We start from the raw sequence: 17,907 nt of genomic DNA, 5'->3' as shown, positions 1-17,907 counted from the left end.
CATCCCCGCAGCCGCCTCTTCGCGCGCTGCGGGTGTCAGGCCGCCACAGTCCTGCGCGCGCCGGTCCAGGCATTGAACAGGATCGCCACCATCAGGATCGCGCCGCCCACAAAGGTGCCTGCGCTGGCGGTCTCGCCGATGATCAGCCAGACCCAGAACGGCGCGAGCATCACTTCGGTGTTCGACAACAGCGTCAGCTCCGCCGAAGGAACGACCTTGCTGCCAAGGGTATAGAGGATCATCCCGCCCGACATGGTGAAGAGCCCCATCAACAGGCACCACAGGATGTCCGACGTCGCCACGACCAGCGGCTGCCCCGTCTGTACCGCAACCAGCCCCGCGACGACCACAGCCATCATCCCGCCCAGCACAGAGGTCGGCAGGCTGTCATCGATCCGTCGCCAGCGCAGCGCGACCGAGAAGGCTGCAAAACCGATGGCCGAGGACAGCGCAGCGAGGTTGCCGATCCATGCTCCGGCATCAAGCCCCTCGCGCACCATGATAAAGATCCCCACCATGGCGATGGCGATCGCAATCCAGGTGCGAGACGCAACCGCCTCGCCCAGAATTGCGCGGCCAAGGATCGCGGCAAGGAAGGGGGATGCGGCGAACAGAAACGCGGCATTGGCCACGCTGGTCGTCTTGAATGCGATGATCGCGCCTGACATGGCAACCACCAGCCCCAAACCGCCCAGAACACCTGCCACCCCGGCCTTGCGCATCGCCTGAAGCGGCGCCCAGCCGGATCGCCAGGCCATGAAGAGCATCAGAACCGGAAACATCGCAAGCGACCGCCAGAAGAGGACGGTCCACGCCCCGGCCTCGTCGATCTGGCGGATGATCAGCGCCTGAAACGACCAGAGCACGCCTGCCGTCAGCACCATTGCCACGCCTGTCCGGTATTGCATCGCCTTGCCCTTCATCAACCGTGACAGCAATTCTACGGCTTGCGCTTCCATTCAATCAAACGAATAGAATTGAGAATAAGATTCAGGAAAATCGATAGATGCCCGACCCACTCGATCTTTCGCTTCTGCGCAGCTTTGTTGCGGTGATCGAATGCGGCAGCGTGCTGAACGCTGCCGCTCGGGTCGGTCGCAGCCAATCGGCGGTGTCGATGCAGATCCAGCGGCTTGAGCAAGAGATCGGCCGCCCCTTGTTCCGCCGTGACGGGCGAACGCTCCGCCCCAACCCGGCAGGAGAGGAGTTGCTCTTGCATGCGCGGCGACTGCTGCGCCTTTCGGAAGAGGCGATGGCCAGCCTGCGTAGCCCGGAGGATGCGGGCCTTGTGCGGCTCGGCGTGCCCGAGGACTATGCCGCCTATCTGCTGCTACCCGCGCTTTCACGCTTTGCCCAAGACCATCCGCGCGCCGAGATCGAGCTGACTTGCGAGCCTTCGGCGGCGCTGGTGGAAAAGCTGCAAGCCGGGCGTCTGGATCTGGCGATGATCACACGTTACCCGCATCAGCCCTTTGCCGTGCTGCGGCGTGAGCAATTCGTATGGGCGGCTACACCGGAACATCAGGCCTGGCTGCGCGACCCCCTGCCGGTTGCGCTGTTCGAGGCTGGCGACATCGCACGGCGCTATGCGGTCGAGGCGCTGCAGCGGGCGGATCGGCCCTATCGCGTGGTGTGCTCAAGCCGCAGCCTGCATGGGCTGATCGCGGTAGCACAGGCCGGCCTGGCCGTGGTCGGCCTGACGGAATCGAGTGTGCCGCCGGGTCTGCTTACGCTTGGCAATATCGAAGGCCTGCCTGCCCTGCCGATGTTCGACCTGAGCCTTGTTGCGGGTCTTGGAGAGCCGCAGCGCATGACGGCGGCACTGCACGACTTCCTGCAGCGCGAACTTGGTCGCATGTAGCCACCCCGCTCCGATCTTGCCCGTGTTCCGGGCCCCCGTCTTTTTGCTAGACTCCCACAGGCAAAACGCGACCAGAGGAAACCTGCCGATGGCCATGATCACCGAACCCGACGATTTCTTCACAAAGGGCTGCGGTCGATGCGCACGGTTTGCCACGCCGGATTGCTCGACCCGGCCGTGGATTAATGGCCTCAACCACCTCAGACGGATCTGCACCGGGATGGGGCTCGACGAGACCGTCAAATGGGCCCATCCCACCTATATGCATGCCGGCCCGAACATCGCGCTCTTCGGGGCACTCCGAAATGACTTTCGGCTGAGTTTCATGAATGCGGCGCTGCTGAACGACAGCGCAAAGGTGCTGGTGCCACAGGGGCCAAACAGTCAGGTACCGGGGATGATCCGCTTTACCAATGTGGCACAGGTTGGCGAATTGGAGCCGGTGATCCGTGACTACCTGCAACAACTGATGGATCATGCCGAAGCAGGCACACGGCCCCCGACATCCCGTGCCGAGGTCGAGATGCCAGGTGAGTTGGCAGAGGCGCTCGATGCCGACCCGGAACTGGCCGAGGCATTTCACGCGCTGACACCGGGGCGGCAGAGAAGCTACTTCTTCAACATTGCACAGGCCAAGCAACCAGCGACCCGCTTTGCACGCATCGAAAAGTTCCGCGGGAAAATTCTCGCCGGAAAGGGTGCCCTTGACCGATAGGGGGAGCGTCCCCGATGAGCGCCACCCATCCCGCCGCGCCAAACACCCTGCGTCGGAATTCCGCGCACATCTTGACGAAACCGCTGCAATCCGGATCGATCTGCGCTAGGTTGTAAGAAAACACCACGTCGAGCAGGACGAACAAAGATGATCCGAACCAGAACTGCCTTGCGCCTGACGGGCGCGGGTCTCGCGCTGGCGCTACTGGCAAACTGCGGGCGGCATAGCGAACTCGATTGCATGCAGCGCGCCATGTACTTCGAATCCAACCGATCAAGCCGGGATGGTATGGTCGCGGTGGGCACCGTGGTCATGAACCGTGTCGAGTCGGGCGAGTATCCAACCAGCGTGTGTGGGGTGGTCGGCCAACGCAATCAGTTCGCGCCACGGATCATGTCGCGCAAGATGAATACCAAAACGGCCCCGCAACTGCGCGAAGCAGCCGAGTCTGTGCTGCAGGGAGAGCGTCATCCATTGGTCGGTGATGCCAAGTTCTTCCACGCGGCAAGCTATCGCGCGTCCTACAACAACATGCATTACGTCGTGACCGCCGGCGGAAATGCGTTCTATGAGCGGCGCGATCCAGCCTTGGTAACCCAGCCGGAACCGCTGCCGCCGGTTGAGGGCCTGACCGGGTATTGACACCCCGCCGCAGCGCAACGTGCGCGCTCCCTTACTGCGCCGGGTCGGGCGATGACAGGCGTCGAGCCCGGCCCAGATCTGGTTCTTGCCCTATACGAGGGCCGAATCCGGCGGCGTCGAAACCGGAGCAGTACCTTTGGCAAGAACCGCGGGTTCGCTATAGCCGTTGGTGGAATTGGACGCTTTCACCGTTTTTTGCCCGCACCAATCGGCGAACCTGCTGTGCCTGCAGCGCGGACGCACACGCGAACGGAGCTTCACTGGGTGACGCCCGTGGAACATACGTATTACCGACTTGCCCTTCGACACCTTTGGTTGGCGCGTACATCGAACTTCACGCTGTGGGTCGTTTGTTTCCGTTCCCCGCCCCATCCCTCTTGGGCCGCAGACCGTGTTCTGCCCGACTTCAATCGTTCCTGACCTGTGGCGCGGCCATCACCTCGGCCAATACGCCCCACGCGCGCTCGTGCATCTGGCTGACATTGAAGCGCATGAAGCTTGCGGCGGTCTGAGCGGGGCTGAAGATGTTGCCCGGCGCGAGCACGACGTTCCGTCGTCTGGCTGCCCGTGCGATTTCGGCGGCCTCGATCCCTTCGGGCAGCGTGCACCAAAGGTAGAACCCACCGCGCGGCATCAGCCATGGCTCGATCCCCATATGGGCCAACCGGGCAACTGTGGTCTTGCGGGCGCCTGCCAGCCGACGCCGGATACCCTCGACATGCTTGCGATAGCTGCCATCGCTCAGCGTTGAGGTCACGATCTCGGTGGCGACCGGGCTCGGCCCGCCGAAATTCGTCGCCACCTGCAGATCAGTCAGCGCGGCGATCAGATCTGGTTGCCCCGCAATGTATCCGCAGCGAACCGAGGCCGACAACGTCTTGGAAAAGCTGCCGATGCGGATGACCCGCTCAAGCCCGTCAAGTGTGGCCAGACGGGGAGAGAGATCCGGCTCCAGCACCGCAAATGTGTCATCCTCGATGATTGTCAGATCATGCTCTGCCGCGAGCTTCAGCAGCCGATGCGCGGTTTGCGGCGTGATCGTACCGCCTGTCGGATTATGGAGCGCGGAATTGGTGATGTAGAGGCGCGGACGATGCTGACCCAGCATATCTGCAAAGGCCTGAAGGTCCGGCCCTGCGGGTGTAAAGCGCACCGAAATGATCCGGGCCTTGTAGATCCGCAGCAGCGCCTGAAAATTGAAATAGCAGGGATCATCGACCAGAACCGTGTCGCCGGGCCGCAAGTGATAGCGGCAGATCAGGTCAATGGATTGCGAACCCGAGGTCGTCAGCAGGATCGACTCGGGGCTGATGTCCAGGCCCTCATCCGCGAACTGGCGGCCCAGGATCCGACGCAGGTTCAGCGGGCCGAGGCTGCTGCCATAGTCGGTCAGCACGGCATCCGGACCCCGTGCAAGCTGGCGCAAGGCGCGACGCATGGCCGCCTGCGGCATCCAGTCCGGCGGCAGCCATCCGCAGCCGGGTTTCAACACATCTGCATCCGCATCAAGCGATTGGCGGGACACCCAGAACGGATCCACCTCTTGCTCTTGGGGCGGCGCAGGCGCACGCAGATCCAGCGAGGGCGCCGCCCCCAGAACATAGAACCCCGACCCCGGCCGGGACCGGATCACGCCTTCCGCCGCCAACCGGTCATAGGCCTCGACAACGGTTGACGGCGAAACACCCATCACTGTTGCAAAGCGCCGGATGGAAGGCAGACGCTCACCAGGCATAAGCGCGCGTGTCGCAAGCTGGCGCCGGATCGCCTCCATCACTCCGATCGTGCGGGATGCCTGTGTCATGGACGCAAATTGTATCCCCAGAGATAGCCATACAGTTTGGAGGGATTGTATCGTCCCGTCTCTGTCCAGGCCATAGCCAAGCCTTTATCCCGAGAAAAAACTGGCGAGGCAGATGATGAAACGATTTGGCACAGGTTGGAGCAGCGGGCTTCTGGGCGTCATTATATTCAGCGGATCACTTCCGGCGACCAGAGTTGCGGTCGGAGGGTTCACGCCGCTGTTTCTGACCTCGGCCCGGGCAGTGATCGCGGCCCTTCTCGGGGCGGGCCTGCTGCTACTGCTGCGTCAGGCGTGGCCGGATCGTCGCGATCTCCCCTCGCTTGGCATAACCGCCGCCGGGGTCGTGGTCGGATTTCCGCTTCTGACGGCCCTGGCACTGCTCCATATCACCTCAGCCCATTCGATCGTTTTCATCGGGTTGCTGCCGCTTTCCACCGCGATCTTTGGCGTCCTGCGCGGCGGAGAACGCCCCCGGCCTGCCTTCTGGCTGTTTTCCGGTGCGGGTGCGCTGGCGGTTGCGTCCTTTGCCTTGGTTCAGGGAACCGGTGGCACGCTTGCCGGTGATCTGCTGATGCTCGCCGCTATCGGGGTCTGCGGTCTGGGCTACGCCGAAGGCGCCACGCTCTCCCGTCACCTTGGTGGCTGGCAGGTGATCTCCTGGTCGCTGGTGCTTTCCCTGCCAGTGATGGGCGTCGTGATGTTGGCGACCTGGCCTGGGGGGTTCGGAACGGTCACGCTGCCGGAATGGCTTGGCCTTGGCTATGTGTCGGTGTTCAGCATGCTGGTCGGGTTCATATTCTGGTATCGGGGTCTTGCGCTTGGCGGGATCGCGGGCGTGGGCCAGTTGCAGCTTTTGCAACCCTTCTTCGGATTGGCACTTGCGGGTATCCTACTTGGCGAGCCCGTGGCCTGGGCGATGATCGTCGTGACAGGATTTGTCGTTCTCTGTGTCGCGGGCGCCAAGAGGTTCGCCTGAGTCGGGGATCAACCGCACAGGATCATGCGCTGAATGTCAGTGTTCGACGTCTCGATCGCCTTTGCGAAGCGCCCGCGGCGAATTCTCAGTCCATTTGCGGACTGCCCTGCTCAGCGAGGCCGGACTGGAGTAGCCAAGCCGAACAGAGATATCACTCAACGCCTCAGTGCCTTGATGAATGTGCTTGAGAGCTATGGACCTGCGCGTTTCTTCAACAAGCCCACGGAAGGATATGCCCTGCGCCGAAAGCCGGCGCTGAAGTGTTCGAAGCGTTACGCCCGCATTGATCGCCATGCGTTCAGCGGATGGCGCGCCATCGACCAGCGCATCCGCGACGAGATTCCTGATCACCTCGACAAATCCAACGTCGGCACCCGGAAGCCTTTCCCAGGCCTCGGACGGATCTTGCAACCCGGATTGCATCAGGCGGGCGTTGAGGGGGCGCTGAAGCAGGCTCCGCTCGACAGTCATGGTCAGCGCACCGTCGGAGGCAATCGTGGCAACGCGCGTGATGTCAGGCGGAAGATGCGACAACCCGTGCAGAGGATGTGGGGGAAGGCTGATGGCCGAAAAAAGGCGTTCGGTCCGGCCAGTCGCGGTCAAGAGCGACCGGATCAGGGCAAGTGTGTGGATCTGCGCTTGATGCAGCGTTTCAGGATCGAGCGGGATCAGGAAGTGTGAACTTACGACGCCGAATTCGGGCCCCTCGACAAAATCGAGCCGCTCATGGCTGCAGAAATGGGGCATCACAATCGATGCTTGGCGCAAGGCTTCTTCCGTCGTGCGCTCCGACAGGATCAGAAGCCCGTATCGCCCAAGATCGGCGACACTCATCTCCCGGATGATGCGCCAGCACAGGTCAGGGCAGTTTTCGCGGGCGGCGACATCCCTGAACAGTGTTCCTACAGCACGCATCGGGATCAGCCGGTCGGGGTCTGACACCGGGTCGCCGCTTATGCCAACCGTGGACAACATCCGATCGACTGGTCGCCCACGCCGTTCCAGCCATTTGACGAGTGGCGCCAGAGAACCTGCCCGGATCAGCGGGATCGTCGTATTCATCGTCGCACCAAATTCTGACTGCCTGTCGTGTCAGGTCAAGTTGCGCCCAAATCCATGTGAGATACCTGCATTAAGGAAAAGACGAACACGTTGAAGCACCGAACTGTGACAAACGGGCATCACCGCCCCATTTGCGCGTGAGTGGAGGCCAACATAAGCCATCGGACCTTGATTGCCCCTGCACCGGTTCTGGCAGCCCCGCCCAGCACCCCCCGCAAGACACATGATTTATAACAGAATTTCCCAAAACACGGAGAGCGCGATGTTGTCAGCCGGTATCAGTCCTTTCATGCCGAGACTCGCGGCCGGACTTCTGTCAGTGACCTGCCTGCTACCCCTTGGGATGGCAGAAGCGCAAAGCGATGAAGGCCAGGCCAAAGCAATCCTGACCGCGATGACAGCCTATCTGGCTGCATCGCCGTCCTTGTCATTCGACGTGGACACCAGTTTCGAGATCGTGACCACGGATGACCAGAAACTTGCAATCACAAGTTCGGCCAGCGTCGCGCTTCAACGCCCGGACAAGCTGCGGGTGGTTCGGCATGGCGGCTTTGACACTGTGCATCTTGTCTTTGATGGCACGACCTTCTCGGTCCTCAGCGAAGAGAAAAGTGTATATGGTCAAGGTGAGATTCCGGGCAGTGTTGACCAGTTGATCGAAACGCTGCGCGAGACCTACGGTCGCCCGCTGCCAGCAGCCGATCTGCTTGGGTCGGATGCAGGCGCAGTCCTGCTGGAAGACGTGACCGAGATGCGTGATCTGGGCAGCGGTGTGATCCGGGGGCAGGAATGCGACCATCTGGCGTTCCGCACGCCCGAGGTGGACTGGCAGATCTGGATCGCGCAAGGGGACGTGCCGCACCCCTGCCGGTTTGTCATCACCAGCCACAAAGTGACCGGCTGGCCACAATACACACTCGATTTCAGCGCGTGGGGATCCGGAGGGGCGGAGGCAGACTTCACCTTCGTGGCGCCGCAGGGCGCAACGAAGGCCGATCTTGCCGCCGTGCCCGGTCTGGATGACTTGGCGGGCATTTATGCTGCACCGGGAGGGAACTGAGATGCGTAAACGGATCTGCTTGATGCTGGTTGCCGTGATGGCTGCTACCGGGGTTATCGAAACCGGTGCCAGCCTGGTCGACACGCAGCGCCTCGGCTTTGGGTCGCCAGCCCATGCAGTTGTTGGGCGCCCGCTGTCACCGGTCAGCGTTGCCGGGGTCACCCGCAGGACGGTACGGCGCTGCGTGGCGACCGTTGTCGTGTGCTGATTTCGGTTGCCAGAACTGACTCTCTTGCTTGGCGGCTGATGCCAAGCTGCAAATCGCTCTGCTGTTTGCCATGCCGTCAAGACTGAACGTCATCCCCTTCAGAAACGGGTTTACCATGACAGGTACAAACGGGCGCTCCTGCCCAAGCGCGATCAGCGCTTCGGTTGCGGCCACAGCCCTTCTGGTCACGCTTTCCGCGCCAGCCGTGGCCCAGCAGGCCCAACCACCACTCGGATCACCCAGTGCGACACGGTCGATCGAGGGGCTGCAATTGCCCGCCCCCGATCTGCCCTTCGGTGGGACCATTGCGCGCGACGCACTTGAATCGACTGCCTTCTGGCAGCCTCGCATCACCCCGCCCGAGGGCGCCCCGAATGTGCTTCTGATCATCACCGATGACGTTGGTTTCGGCGCGCCTTCAACCTTTGGCGGGGTCATCCCCACGCCAGCGCTGGACCGCGTGGCGGAAATGGGCCTCAGCTACACCAACATGCATTCGACGGCGCTCTGCTCTCCGACGCGGGCGGCGCTGATCACGGGGCGCAACCATCATTCGGCCGGCTTCGGCGTGATCTCGGAACAGGCAACCGGCTTTCCGGGCTATGACAGCGTGATCACCAAAGACAAGGCAACCATCGGCACGATCCTGCAGCAGAACGGCTACAGCACGTCGTGGTTTGGAAAGAACCACAACACGCCGGGCTACACGACCAGCATGGCCGGGCCCTTCGACCAATGGCCGATCGGGATGGGCTTTGACTATTTCTACGGCTTCATGGGTGGCGACACCAGCCAGTGGACCCCTGGAAACCTGTTCCGCAACACGACTCAGATCTACCCGAACGAGACGCAGGAAGGTTTCAACCTGATCACCGCGATGGCGGACGAGGCGATTGACTACATGGTGCAGCTTGACACCATCGCGCCCGAACAGCCCTTCCTGGTCTATTATGCCCCCGGCGGCACCCATGCGCCGCACCACCCGACGCCGGAATGGATCAAGAAGATCGAGGACATGAAGCTCTTTGATGAGGGCTGGAACAAGCTGCGCGACACGATCTTCGAGAACCAGAAAAAGCTGGGCGTGATCCCGCAAGACGCCGAACTGACACCTTGGCCATCCGACCTTTTGAAGAACTGGGACGAGCATACACCCGATGAACAGAAAATGTTCATCAGGCAGGCCAATGTCTATGCGGCCTACCTCGCCTATACCGACCACGAGATCGGCCGCGTGATCCAGGCCGTCGAGGACATCGGCGAGCTCGACAACACCCTGATCATCTACATTTCGGGCGACAACGGATCCTCGGCGGAAGGCACGCTTGTCGGGACCCCGAACGAGGTTGCGATGTTCAACGGGGTCGAAGTGCCGGTCGAGGCGCAGCTCAAGAACTTCTACGACCTGTGGGGATCGGAATACACCTACAACCACATGGCGGTTCCGTGGACCTGGGCCTTCAATACGCCCTTCAAGTGGACGAAGCAGATCTCGTCGCATTTCGGCGGCACGCGGCAGGGCATGGCCATCGCATGGCCCAAGGTAATCACCGACAAGGGCGGCATCCGCAACCAGTTTGCCCATGTCATCGATATCGTGCCGACCATTCTGGAGGCCGCCAATGTGTCGGAACCTTCCGTGGTGAATGGGATCGCCCAAAGCCCGATGGACGGCACAAGCCTTGTCTACACCTTTGATGCGGCCAACGCGGACGAGCCGTCGCGCCGCCTTACGCAGTACTTCGAGATGTTCGGCAACTACGCCATCTATCACGAAGGCTGGATGCTGGTTGACAAGGTCACTCGCCCGTCGTGGGTGACGGCCGGGCCGCAGGACCCGACTCCATCAAAGCCCGACTGGGAACTTTACCACGTGGCAAAAGACTGGACGCAGAACCACGACGTCGCAGCGGAAAACCCTGAAAAGGTGAAAGAACTTGAGGCGATCTGGTGGCAAGAGGCCGAACGGAACAATGTGCTGCCGCTTGACGCCTCGGTGGTCAGCCGTCTGGTGACGCCGCGCCCGTCAGCCACCGCAGGACGGACGGAATTCAGCTTCCCCGGCCGCATGACAGGCATTTCCAACGGCGTGGCGCCGTCGATCCTGAATGCCTCTTACACCTTCACGGCCGAAGTTACCGTGCCCGAAGGCGGCGGCGATGGCATGATCATCACCCAAGGGGGGCGCTTCACCGGCTATGGCTTCTACATCAACAAGGGCAAGCCGACCTTCACATGGAACCTGCTCGGGTTAAAGATACTGTCATGGGAGGCACCCGACGTCCTGCCTGCGGGCAAGCATAGCCTTGAGTTTGCCTTCACCTACGACGGCATCGGCGCCGGAACGCTGGCCTTCAACGATTTCAGCGGCATCGGCAAGGGCGGAACAGGAGAGCTGAAAGTGAACGGAACCACCGTTCTGAGCCAGAAGATGGAACAGACCATTCCGTTTATCCTGGCCTGGGACGAAAACATGGACATCGGCTCGGATACTGGCACGCCGGTCAACGACAAGGCGTACAAGATCCCCTTCGCCTTCAACGGGACGATCGACAGCCTGAAGCTGACGGTTGATCGACCCAAGCTTGGCGAAGCCGACAAGGAAAGGCTGAAAGCCGCGATGGCCGCGCAGAACTGATTATTCCGATCGGCCCAGGCGTTTCGTCTGCGGCCTGAGGCAGCAACATGAGGGATCGGTTCCGAACGCTCGGGGCCGATTTCTTTTCTTTGCGGCCTGCCCCGGAAAGAACACAACAGCGCGCAGGTGCAGTGGGCCGGCCATTGGCGAGGGCGGTCATTCGGTGCGATATGGCGGCGAGAACAACTGGCAAAGGTGGGGCGATGGATCTGATCGTGACGGAAGCGGGGACAGGCTGGCAAGCCAGCTACGGTGACCAGACCTGGCGCGCAGCAGTCGGGCGCGGTGGCATCGCCGAAAAGCTGGCCGAGGGCGATGGCATCAGCCCCATCGGCTGCTGGCCGATCCGCCGCGTGCTCTATCGCCCCGACCGACTGAACGGACCGCCTGTATCGCCCTTTCCCACCGCGACCATCGAACCGATGGATGGCTGGTGCGATGCGCCTGCCCATCCCGAATACAACCGCCAGGTCAAGTGTCCCTTCCCCGCCAGCCACGAGGAGATGTGGCGCGAGGATGGGCTATACGACATCGTTGTGGTGCTGGGACATAATGACGATCCGGTGGTTCCGGGCGCGGGCAGCGCGGTATTTTTGCATATCGCCCGGCCCGACTACAGCCCGACTGCCGGATGCGCCGCGCTCAGCCGGGCAGACCTGCTGGAGTTTCTGGCGCAAGCCGGGCCGGATACCCGGCTCTGTTTTCAGGCGGGCTAAGACGGATAGCCCTGCCGGATCTGGAGGCGCTGAACGCGGCCCTTGACTTGCTGCCCGACCAGTTTCGGGGGCCGGGCGGCGTGGCGGGCCACCTGCTGGGCATCGATGCCCCCGCCGAGCCGGTGCGGGCGGGCGAGGTGACTGGCCAGCGGTACGGTGAAGGCTGGAACCGAGATGCGCCTTCTGTGTCGGCCTGTTGATCGAGGCTATAGATCTCGGCCTCTGTCGGATCGACGCAGCCGGTCAGGAAAACCAGCGGCACGCGACCCTGCAACGCATTGGCCACGACCTTCACCGCATTGGTGACGCCGGGGTCCGGGCGTGGCGACGAGCACAGGCACATGGCCGGTCGTGTGCCAGTGGCCCGCACGGAGCGACCGGCGCGTTGGACATGAAATCGGGGATGCTGCTTTCAGACGCGGGTTTGGGCTCGACCCCCTGTGCCCAGTTGGTCTCTGCAAGGGTGATGTTGCCGGGCATATCCTCTTCTCAGAACCAGACCACAGTCCTGGTGTTGTTCACATAGAGCCTGCCATCGACGACCCGCCACAGGTTCGGGTTGCCCGGCACCTTGCCGCCCTTGGACACCCCATAGGCGCAATGCCCGTCGTATTGCGGGGCATATCTGGCAGGAGCGGTGAGAAAACGGTCGTGGTTTTCGACGCTGGCAAAGGCAAAGCGGGCGCCATTGTATTCAGTGGTGCTATCACTGCGCCCCGGCACGGCGGGGGGTTGCGCTTGCCCGACCTCGGCCTGCGGCAGATCGAAATAGGCAACGACGTCATGGCCGGACACCGCAAAGCCGGTCTGGTCAACATATTGCGGGCCAGCAAATACAAGTGTGGGGCCAAGCGCAAGCACCATGGCCATCAGGGACAGTCGTTTGAACACCTTGCTCTCCGTCCGGGAATACGGTCACGCAGTGCAACTCGCCGAAGCGCCCGAGGCGTTGCTTGATCTCACAAAGTCGTGAAAATCCGGGCGCGCCGAGGTATCGGCAACGCGCAGTTGCGCGCCAGTCAGCAAAGCCCCATGAATGGGCAAACACCACCATTCACATGACAGGAGAGGCCATGATCACCCTTTACGGATGTTACCGTTCGCGCGCGTCCCGCCCGCTTTGGCTTTTGGCCGAGACGGGCACGCCATTTACGCATGTGCCGGTGATCCAGGCCTATCGTCTGCCCCATCCGGATGCCCCCGACGCGCCGGTGAACACCCGCACCGCGAGCTTTCTGGCGGTGAACCCGATCGGGCAGATCCCGGCTTTGGTCGATGGTGATCTGGTGCTGACCGAAAGCCTTGCGATCTGCCTGCACCTTGCCCGTACCCACGGAGGGATGCTTGGTCCGAAAGACATCGCCGAGCAGGCGCAGTTCGAGAACTGGGCGCTTTTTGCTGCAACCGCGATCGAGCCGCACTCGCTTGCCATTCTGCAGGCGGCAAACCCGGACGCCGCCGAGGCTGCGGCCGTCCAGCTTGACCGCCCGCTGGCACGTCTTGAGGCGCATCTTCATGGGCGCGACTGGCTGGGAGATCGCTTCACCGTGGCCGACCTGATGGTGGCCGAATGTGTGCGCTACGCACAGGGACACGCGCCCCTGATGGCGACACATCCGGCTGTGAAAGATTGGCTCTCACGCTGTCAGGCCCGCCCTGCCTTTCAGGCAATGTGGTCGGCGCGACTGTCAGAGCCCGCATAAATCAACCCACACGATGCGGTTGGGCGCGGGCTGACCTCAACAGCTTGCGCCCTGCCCCGTCGAATGGTCTAATCCCGCCTTCAAGACGCCCCGAGAGGAATCGAGCATCCCATGGCCTCCGACATGTTCGCCGCGCAGACCGACGACTACAACGCCTCATCCATCGAGGTGCTGGAGGGGCTGGAGCCCGTGCGCAAGCGCCCCGGCATGTACATCGGCGGCACCGATGAACGCGCGCTGCACCACCTTGTGGCCGAGGTTCTGGACAACTCGATGGACGAGGCCGTGGCCGGTCATGCCAACCGCATCGAAGTTGAGTTGCACGCCGATCATTCGGTGACGATCCGCGATAATGGTCGCGGCATCCCGATCGATCCGCACCCCAAGTTTCCGAACAAATCGGCGCTTGAGGTGATCCTTTGCACGCTGCACGCAGGCGGCAAGTTCAACGGCAAGGCCTATCAGACCTCGGGCGGCCTGCATGGGGTCGGCGCCTCGGTGGTGAATGCGCTCTCGGACCGGATGGTGGTCGAGGTTGCGCGCAACCGCGAATTGTTCCGCCAGAGCTTTTCGCGCGGCATCCCCCAAGGCCCGGTCGAGAAGGTTGGCCCCGCCCCGAACCGGCGCGGCACAAGCACCCTCTTTCACCCTGACCCGGAAATCTTTGGTCATCTGCAGCTGAAACCTGCCCGCATGCTCAAGATGGTGCGGTCGAAGGCCTATCTGTTCTCAGGCGTCGAGATCCGCTGGAAATCGGCGATCGACGATGGCGAGACGCCCACCGAGGCGACCTTTCACTTTCCGGGCGGTCTGGCCGACTATCTGTCGGACAACCTGCAAAAAACGGAAACCTATGCTGACAAGCCGTTTGCCGGAAAGGTCAGCTTTACCGAGAAATACGGCGTGCCGGGCAGCGTGGAATGGGCGATCAACTGGACGCCCGCGCGCGACGGCTTCATTCAAAGCTATTGCAACACTGTGCCCACGCCCGAAGGCGGCACGCATGAGGGCGGCTTCTGGGCTGCGATCCTCAAGGGCATCCGCGCCTATGGCGAGTTGGTCAAGAACCGCAAGGCCGAGCAGATCACCCGCGACGACCTGATTGCCGGGGGCTGCGCGCTGGTGTCGTGCTTTATCCGCGAGCCGCAATTCGTAGGCCAGACCAAGGACCGGCTGTCCACCGAAGAGGCCGCCAAATGGGTCGAAGGTGCGGTCCGCGACCACTTTGACAACTGGCTGGCCAATGACACCAAATCGGCCGGCGCCATTCTGGACTTTCTCGTGCTGCGGTCGGAAGAGCGGCTGCGGCGTCGACAGGAAAAGGAGACGCAGCGCAAATCCGCAACCAAGCGGCTGCGCCTGCCCGGCAAGCTGACCGACTGTTCCGCCAAAAGCCGCGAGGGGACAGAGCTTTTCATCGTCGAGGGTGACTCGGCCGGGGGCAGCGCCAAGGGCGCGCGCAACCGCGAGACGCAGGCGCTCTTGCCGCTGAAGGGCAAGATCCTGAACGTGCTTGGCGCGGCCTCGAACAAACTGGGCGACAACGCCGAGATCCGCGACATCTGCGAGGCGCTTGGCGTCGGCATGGGCACGCGGTTCAAGATCGATGATCTGCGATACGAAAAGATCATAATCATGACCGACGCCGACGTTGACGGCGCCCATATCGCAAGCCTGCTCATGACCTTCTTCTTCACCCAGATGCGCCCCCTGATCGACAAGGGGCACCTCTATCTGGCCTGCCCGCCGCTTTACCGCCTGACGCAAGGCGCAAAGCGGCTCTATGTCGCCAATGACGCCGAGAAAGAGCTTTGGCTGGAGAAGGGTCTGGGCGGCAAGGGCAAGATCGACGTGCAACGCTTCAAGGGTCTTGGCGAGATGGACGCAAAGGACCTGAAAGACACCACGATGGACCCGAAAAGCCGCACCTTGATCCGCGTCAGCATCGACGAGGATGAGCCCGGCGAAACCGGCGATCTGGTCGAACGCCTGATGGGCAAGAAGCCCGAGTTGCGCTTTCAGTATATCCAGGAAAACGCTCGGTTCGTTGAAGAACTGGACGTGTGACGGGTGACGGTGCGCTGCGAGCGAACACTCTTATTCCGTTCCGATGGTTAAGGGGCGATTGCGACAGCCATAAACGCCGCCTGGAACGGCCATCGCAGAACATTGCTGAACGGTTCTTCCGCGTCCCGGAAGCTCGCAAGAGCTCATAGCCCGGATCGTGTGCGTGCGGACAGATGTACCGCAATGATGCGGTGTGTAGAGCCCCGACACGAAGGCAATAGATGCCACATCACCATCCGGACGCGTCCAGCATTATCGAAGCGAGACCCGTCCTTTGATCGCCCGCTGCTGGAGTTTCTGGACTTCAGCGGGGCGGCTGGCCTCAAAATGGAAGACATCGCCCCGGCGCAGTATTATGACTGGGTCTATAAAGCGACGCTGTACGGCTGGCGCCCCAGAATGTCGACGGCAAAGGCGAAAAGGTCCGGAACTGTCTAGAGCACTGCGAGCTCCAGTAGGGCGACACAGGGATGAAAAGCACAGTCCAGCCAAGACGGGCAATGAGCAAAATACCTGCGGGAAGGAAAAGCATGAACCGAGGGGGCAAAGAACAGCACGGCGCCCTGACCTTTCTTGCGAGGATCATGCGCGAGCCGCTGCTGCATTTCCTGCTATTGGGGGCGTTGATCTTTGGGGTCATGTCCGAGGAGGACGCACCCGATGCTGCCGACGCGCGAGACCGTATCGTGATCTCGGGGGCAGAGGTCGAGCGAATGTCGGCGGCCTGGACGCAGCGCTGGCAGCGCCCGCCAAATGAGGCTGAACTTGCCGGCATGATCAGCGAGGCGGTTCGGGAACAGGTACTTTATCGGGAGGCCCTTGCCCTTGGGCTCGATCGCGACGACGTGGTGGTGCGCCGTCACCTGCGTCAGAAATACGAATTCCTGACACAGGATCTCGCCTACAATACCGATCCTGACGATGCCATGCTGCGCGCCCATTATGATGCACATGCCGATCAATACACACAATCGACGCGCATCAGCTTTCATCACATCCTGTTCAGCCCCTCCCGTCGTGGCCCTAAGGCCGAGGCAGATGCTGCACAGGCGCTTGCAGACCTGCAGTTTGCAACCGGTCCCGAAGGGGCAGAGATGCTGGGAGACCCGACGTCTCTGCCACCTGGGTTCGCTGCGCATGATGTGCAAGAGATCGAAGCCATGTTTGGCCCCGAGTTCGCGGCGGCCCTGCAAAGCATTGAGCCTGGCCACTGGTCCGGCCCGATTTCGTCAGACTATGGCCTGCACCTTGTCTGGATCTCCGAACGCATGCCAGGCAAGCGCCTGCCATTCGAGGACGTGCGGCAACGGGTCAAGGATGACTGGGTTTATCAGCAGCGTGTCGCTGCCAATGAGGCCGTCTATCGCAAGTTGCTCGAGCGTTATGATGTCGTTGTGGAGCCCCCGGCAGCACCGGGTGCGACGGCGAGGAGCGGGTCATGATCCGCTGGTTTATGGCAGCACTTTTGGCCTTTCTGCATCTGGCTCACCCAGTTTCTGCCCATGAATCCCGCCCGGCCTATCTGGACATCCGCGAGCTCGGTTCGGGCCAGTATGAAGTGATCTGGAAGCGCCCGATGCGCGGGGATTATGTCATCGGCTTTGCCGTCGTCTGGCCGGAAGGCTGCGCGCCAACGACCGAGGCGGTGCATCAGGTGCCGGGTGCCTCGTTGACGCGGATGCTGCTCGACTGCGGCGAATACGGGCTGATCGGACGCGAGCTTTCCATCGCGCGCCTGCCTGAGACGAGCGCCGAGGTTTTGGTCCGCGTGGAATTCAAGGATGGCAGCACAGAGACACGCATCCTTCGGCCGTCTGCGGCCACAATGACCGTGCAAGGCCCGCGCGGTGCGCTGGCCATGGCGGTGGAATACGCGACCTTGGGCTTTGAACACATCCTCGCCGGTATCGACCACCTGCTCTTTGTCCTTGGCTTGACCCTGATCGTCAGCGGCGGCTGGCGGTTGGTGAAGACCATCACCGCCTTCACGGTCGCGCACAGCATCACCCTTGCCCTGTCAACACTGGGTCTGGTTCGGGTGGCGCAGGCCCCGGTCGAGGCGGTGATCGCGCTCAGCATCGTGTTCCTTGCCCGCGAACTGGCTATGTTGAATCAGGGACGGCCCGGCTTGACGGCCCGAGCGCCCTGGCTTGTCGCCTTTGTCTTTGGCCTGCTGCACGGCTTGGGCTTTGCCAGTGCCCTGCGCGAGATCGGTCTTCCACAGGGCGACATTCCACTTGCGCTGCTGGCCTTCAACCTGGGGGTCGAGGCAGGGCAGCTCGCCTTTGTGGCGGTGATCCTTGGGGTGATCTGGCTTGCGCGCCGTGTCAGCCCCGCGAGCCTGCGGAAATGGGCGGGCCAGCTGCCGGCCTATGCCATCGGCACGACTGCCGCCTTCTGGACCATTGAACGTATTCTGACCGCCTGAATTGAAACCGAACACCACCTGCAAGGA

15 protein-coding genes and 1 pseudogene are annotated in these 17,907 nt (G+C 62.1%); 11 read left to right on the top strand and 5 right to left on the bottom strand.

Annotation, left to right across the window (positions count from 1 at the left end; genetic code table 11):
* Nucleotides 1–35 precede the first annotated feature (35 nt).
* The gene (locus tag FQU74_RS18295) at nt 36–959 is read right to left on the bottom strand and encodes a DMT family transporter (RefSeq protein WP_229704447.1); all 924 of its coding nucleotides are present in this window, start codon (nt 957–959) and stop codon (nt 36–38) included.
* 47 nt (nt 960–1,006) lie between these two features.
* Between FQU74_RS18295 and FQU74_RS18290 the strand changes: the two genes are divergently transcribed.
* From FQU74_RS18290 to FQU74_RS18280, 3 genes are all read left to right on the top strand, one after another.
* The gene (locus tag FQU74_RS18290) at nt 1,007–1,861 is read left to right on the top strand and encodes a LysR family transcriptional regulator (RefSeq protein WP_146287913.1); all 855 of its coding nucleotides are present in this window, start codon (nt 1,007–1,009) and stop codon (nt 1,859–1,861) included.
* 88 nt (nt 1,862–1,949) lie between these two features.
* Nucleotides 1,950–2,576 carry a YdeI/OmpD-associated family protein gene (locus FQU74_RS18285; RefSeq protein WP_146287912.1) on the top strand — a complete coding sequence of 209 codons (627 nt, stop codon included), beginning with the start codon at nt 1,950–1,952 and terminating at the stop codon, nt 2,574–2,576.
* Between the two features lie 147 nt (nt 2,577–2,723).
* Nucleotides 2,724–3,218: a cell wall hydrolase gene (locus tag FQU74_RS18280; protein ID WP_146287911.1), complete on the top strand. Its 495-nt coding sequence runs from the start codon at nt 2,724–2,726 to the stop codon at nt 3,216–3,218.
* Between the two features lie 406 nt (nt 3,219–3,624).
* Here FQU74_RS18280 and FQU74_RS18275 read toward each other — a convergent pair whose 3' ends face one another.
* Complete coding sequence (locus FQU74_RS18275; protein WP_170246266.1) at nt 3,625–5,022, bottom strand: aminotransferase-like domain-containing protein; 1,398 nt, start codon at nt 5,020–5,022, stop codon at nt 3,625–3,627.
* 112 nt (nt 5,023–5,134) lie between these two features.
* Here FQU74_RS18275 and FQU74_RS18270 point away from each other — a divergent pair, with 112 nt between their 5' ends.
* Nucleotides 5,135–5,998: a DMT family transporter gene (locus FQU74_RS18270; RefSeq protein WP_229704446.1), complete on the top strand. Its 864-nt coding sequence runs from the start codon at nt 5,135–5,137 to the stop codon at nt 5,996–5,998.
* 36 nt (nt 5,999–6,034) lie between these two features.
* Here the strand turns inward: FQU74_RS18270 and FQU74_RS18265 are convergent, their stop codons facing one another.
* The gene (locus tag FQU74_RS18265) at nt 6,035–7,060 is read right to left on the bottom strand and encodes an AraC family transcriptional regulator (protein ID WP_146287910.1); all 1,026 of its coding nucleotides are present in this window, start codon (nt 7,058–7,060) and stop codon (nt 6,035–6,037) included.
* Between the two features lie 343 nt (nt 7,061–7,403).
* Here FQU74_RS18265 and FQU74_RS18260 point away from each other — a divergent pair, with 343 nt between their 5' ends.
* The 3 genes from FQU74_RS18260 (at nt 7,404) to FQU74_RS18245 (ending at nt 11,682) form a co-directional block, all read left to right on the top strand.
* The gene (locus FQU74_RS18260; RefSeq protein WP_206665059.1) at nt 7,404–8,120 is read left to right on the top strand and encodes a DUF2092 domain-containing protein; all 717 of its coding nucleotides are present in this window, start codon (nt 7,404–7,406) and stop codon (nt 8,118–8,120) included.
* A gap of 323 nt (nt 8,121–8,443) precedes the next feature.
* Nucleotides 8,444–10,966, top strand: a complete 2,523-nt coding sequence (locus FQU74_RS18250; protein WP_146287908.1) for an arylsulfatase — start codon at nt 8,444–8,446, stop codon at nt 10,964–10,966.
* Between the two features lie 203 nt (nt 10,967–11,169).
* Nucleotides 11,170–11,682 (top strand): L,D-transpeptidase family protein, encoded by a 513-nt coding sequence (locus FQU74_RS18245; RefSeq protein WP_146287907.1) that lies wholly within the window; start codon nt 11,170–11,172, stop codon nt 11,680–11,682.
* Here the strand turns inward: FQU74_RS18245 and FQU74_RS18240 are convergent.
* Together FQU74_RS18240 and FQU74_RS18235 are read right to left on the bottom strand one after the other, a co-directional pair.
* Nucleotides 11,609–12,025 carry a thiamine pyrophosphate-binding protein gene (locus tag FQU74_RS18240; protein ID WP_146287906.1) on the bottom strand — a complete coding sequence of 139 codons (417 nt, stop codon included), beginning with the start codon at nt 12,023–12,025 and terminating at the stop codon, nt 11,609–11,611. The two genes, FQU74_RS18245 and FQU74_RS18240, sit on opposite strands and share 74 nt — an antisense overlap.
* A gap of 32 nt (nt 12,026–12,057) precedes the next feature.
* Nucleotides 12,058–12,552, bottom strand: a pseudogene (locus tag FQU74_RS18235) (YHS domain-containing (seleno)protein); the annotation flags it as partial.
* A 203-nt stretch (nt 12,553–12,755) separates the two neighbouring features.
* Here FQU74_RS18235 and FQU74_RS18230 point away from each other — a divergent pair.
* The 4 genes from FQU74_RS18230 to FQU74_RS18215 all read left to right on the top strand — a co-directional run bounded on the left by FQU74_RS18230 (nt 12,756) and on the right by FQU74_RS18215 (nt 17,880).
* A complete protein-coding gene (locus FQU74_RS18230; protein ID WP_146287905.1) occupies nt 12,756–13,385 on the top strand; it encodes a glutathione S-transferase family protein in 630 nt (209 codons plus the stop codon).
* Nucleotides 13,386–13,496: 111 nt separating this feature from the next.
* Nucleotides 13,497–15,452 (top strand): DNA topoisomerase IV subunit B, encoded by a 1,956-nt coding sequence (gene parE, locus FQU74_RS18225; protein ID WP_146287904.1) that lies wholly within the window; start codon nt 13,497–13,499, stop codon nt 15,450–15,452.
* A gap of 584 nt (nt 15,453–16,036) precedes the next feature.
* The gene (locus tag FQU74_RS18220; RefSeq protein ID WP_158635636.1) at nt 16,037–16,894 is read left to right on the top strand and encodes a peptidyl-prolyl cis-trans isomerase; all 858 of its coding nucleotides are present in this window, start codon (nt 16,037–16,039) and stop codon (nt 16,892–16,894) included.
* Complete coding sequence (locus tag FQU74_RS18215; protein ID WP_146287902.1) at nt 16,891–17,880, top strand: HupE/UreJ family protein; 990 nt, start codon at nt 16,891–16,893, stop codon at nt 17,878–17,880. Before FQU74_RS18220 ends, FQU74_RS18215 begins: the two co-directional genes overlap by 4 nt.
* Nucleotides 17,881–17,907: the final 27 nt, after the last annotated feature.

It is taken from the genome of Gemmobacter aquaticus, assembly GCF_007859075.1.
In the GTDB taxonomy this organism is placed as follows: Bacteria; Pseudomonadota; Alphaproteobacteria; order Rhodobacterales; family Rhodobacteraceae; genus Gemmobacter; species Gemmobacter aquaticus.
This window is presented reverse-complemented; position numbering and strand designations above follow the sequence as displayed.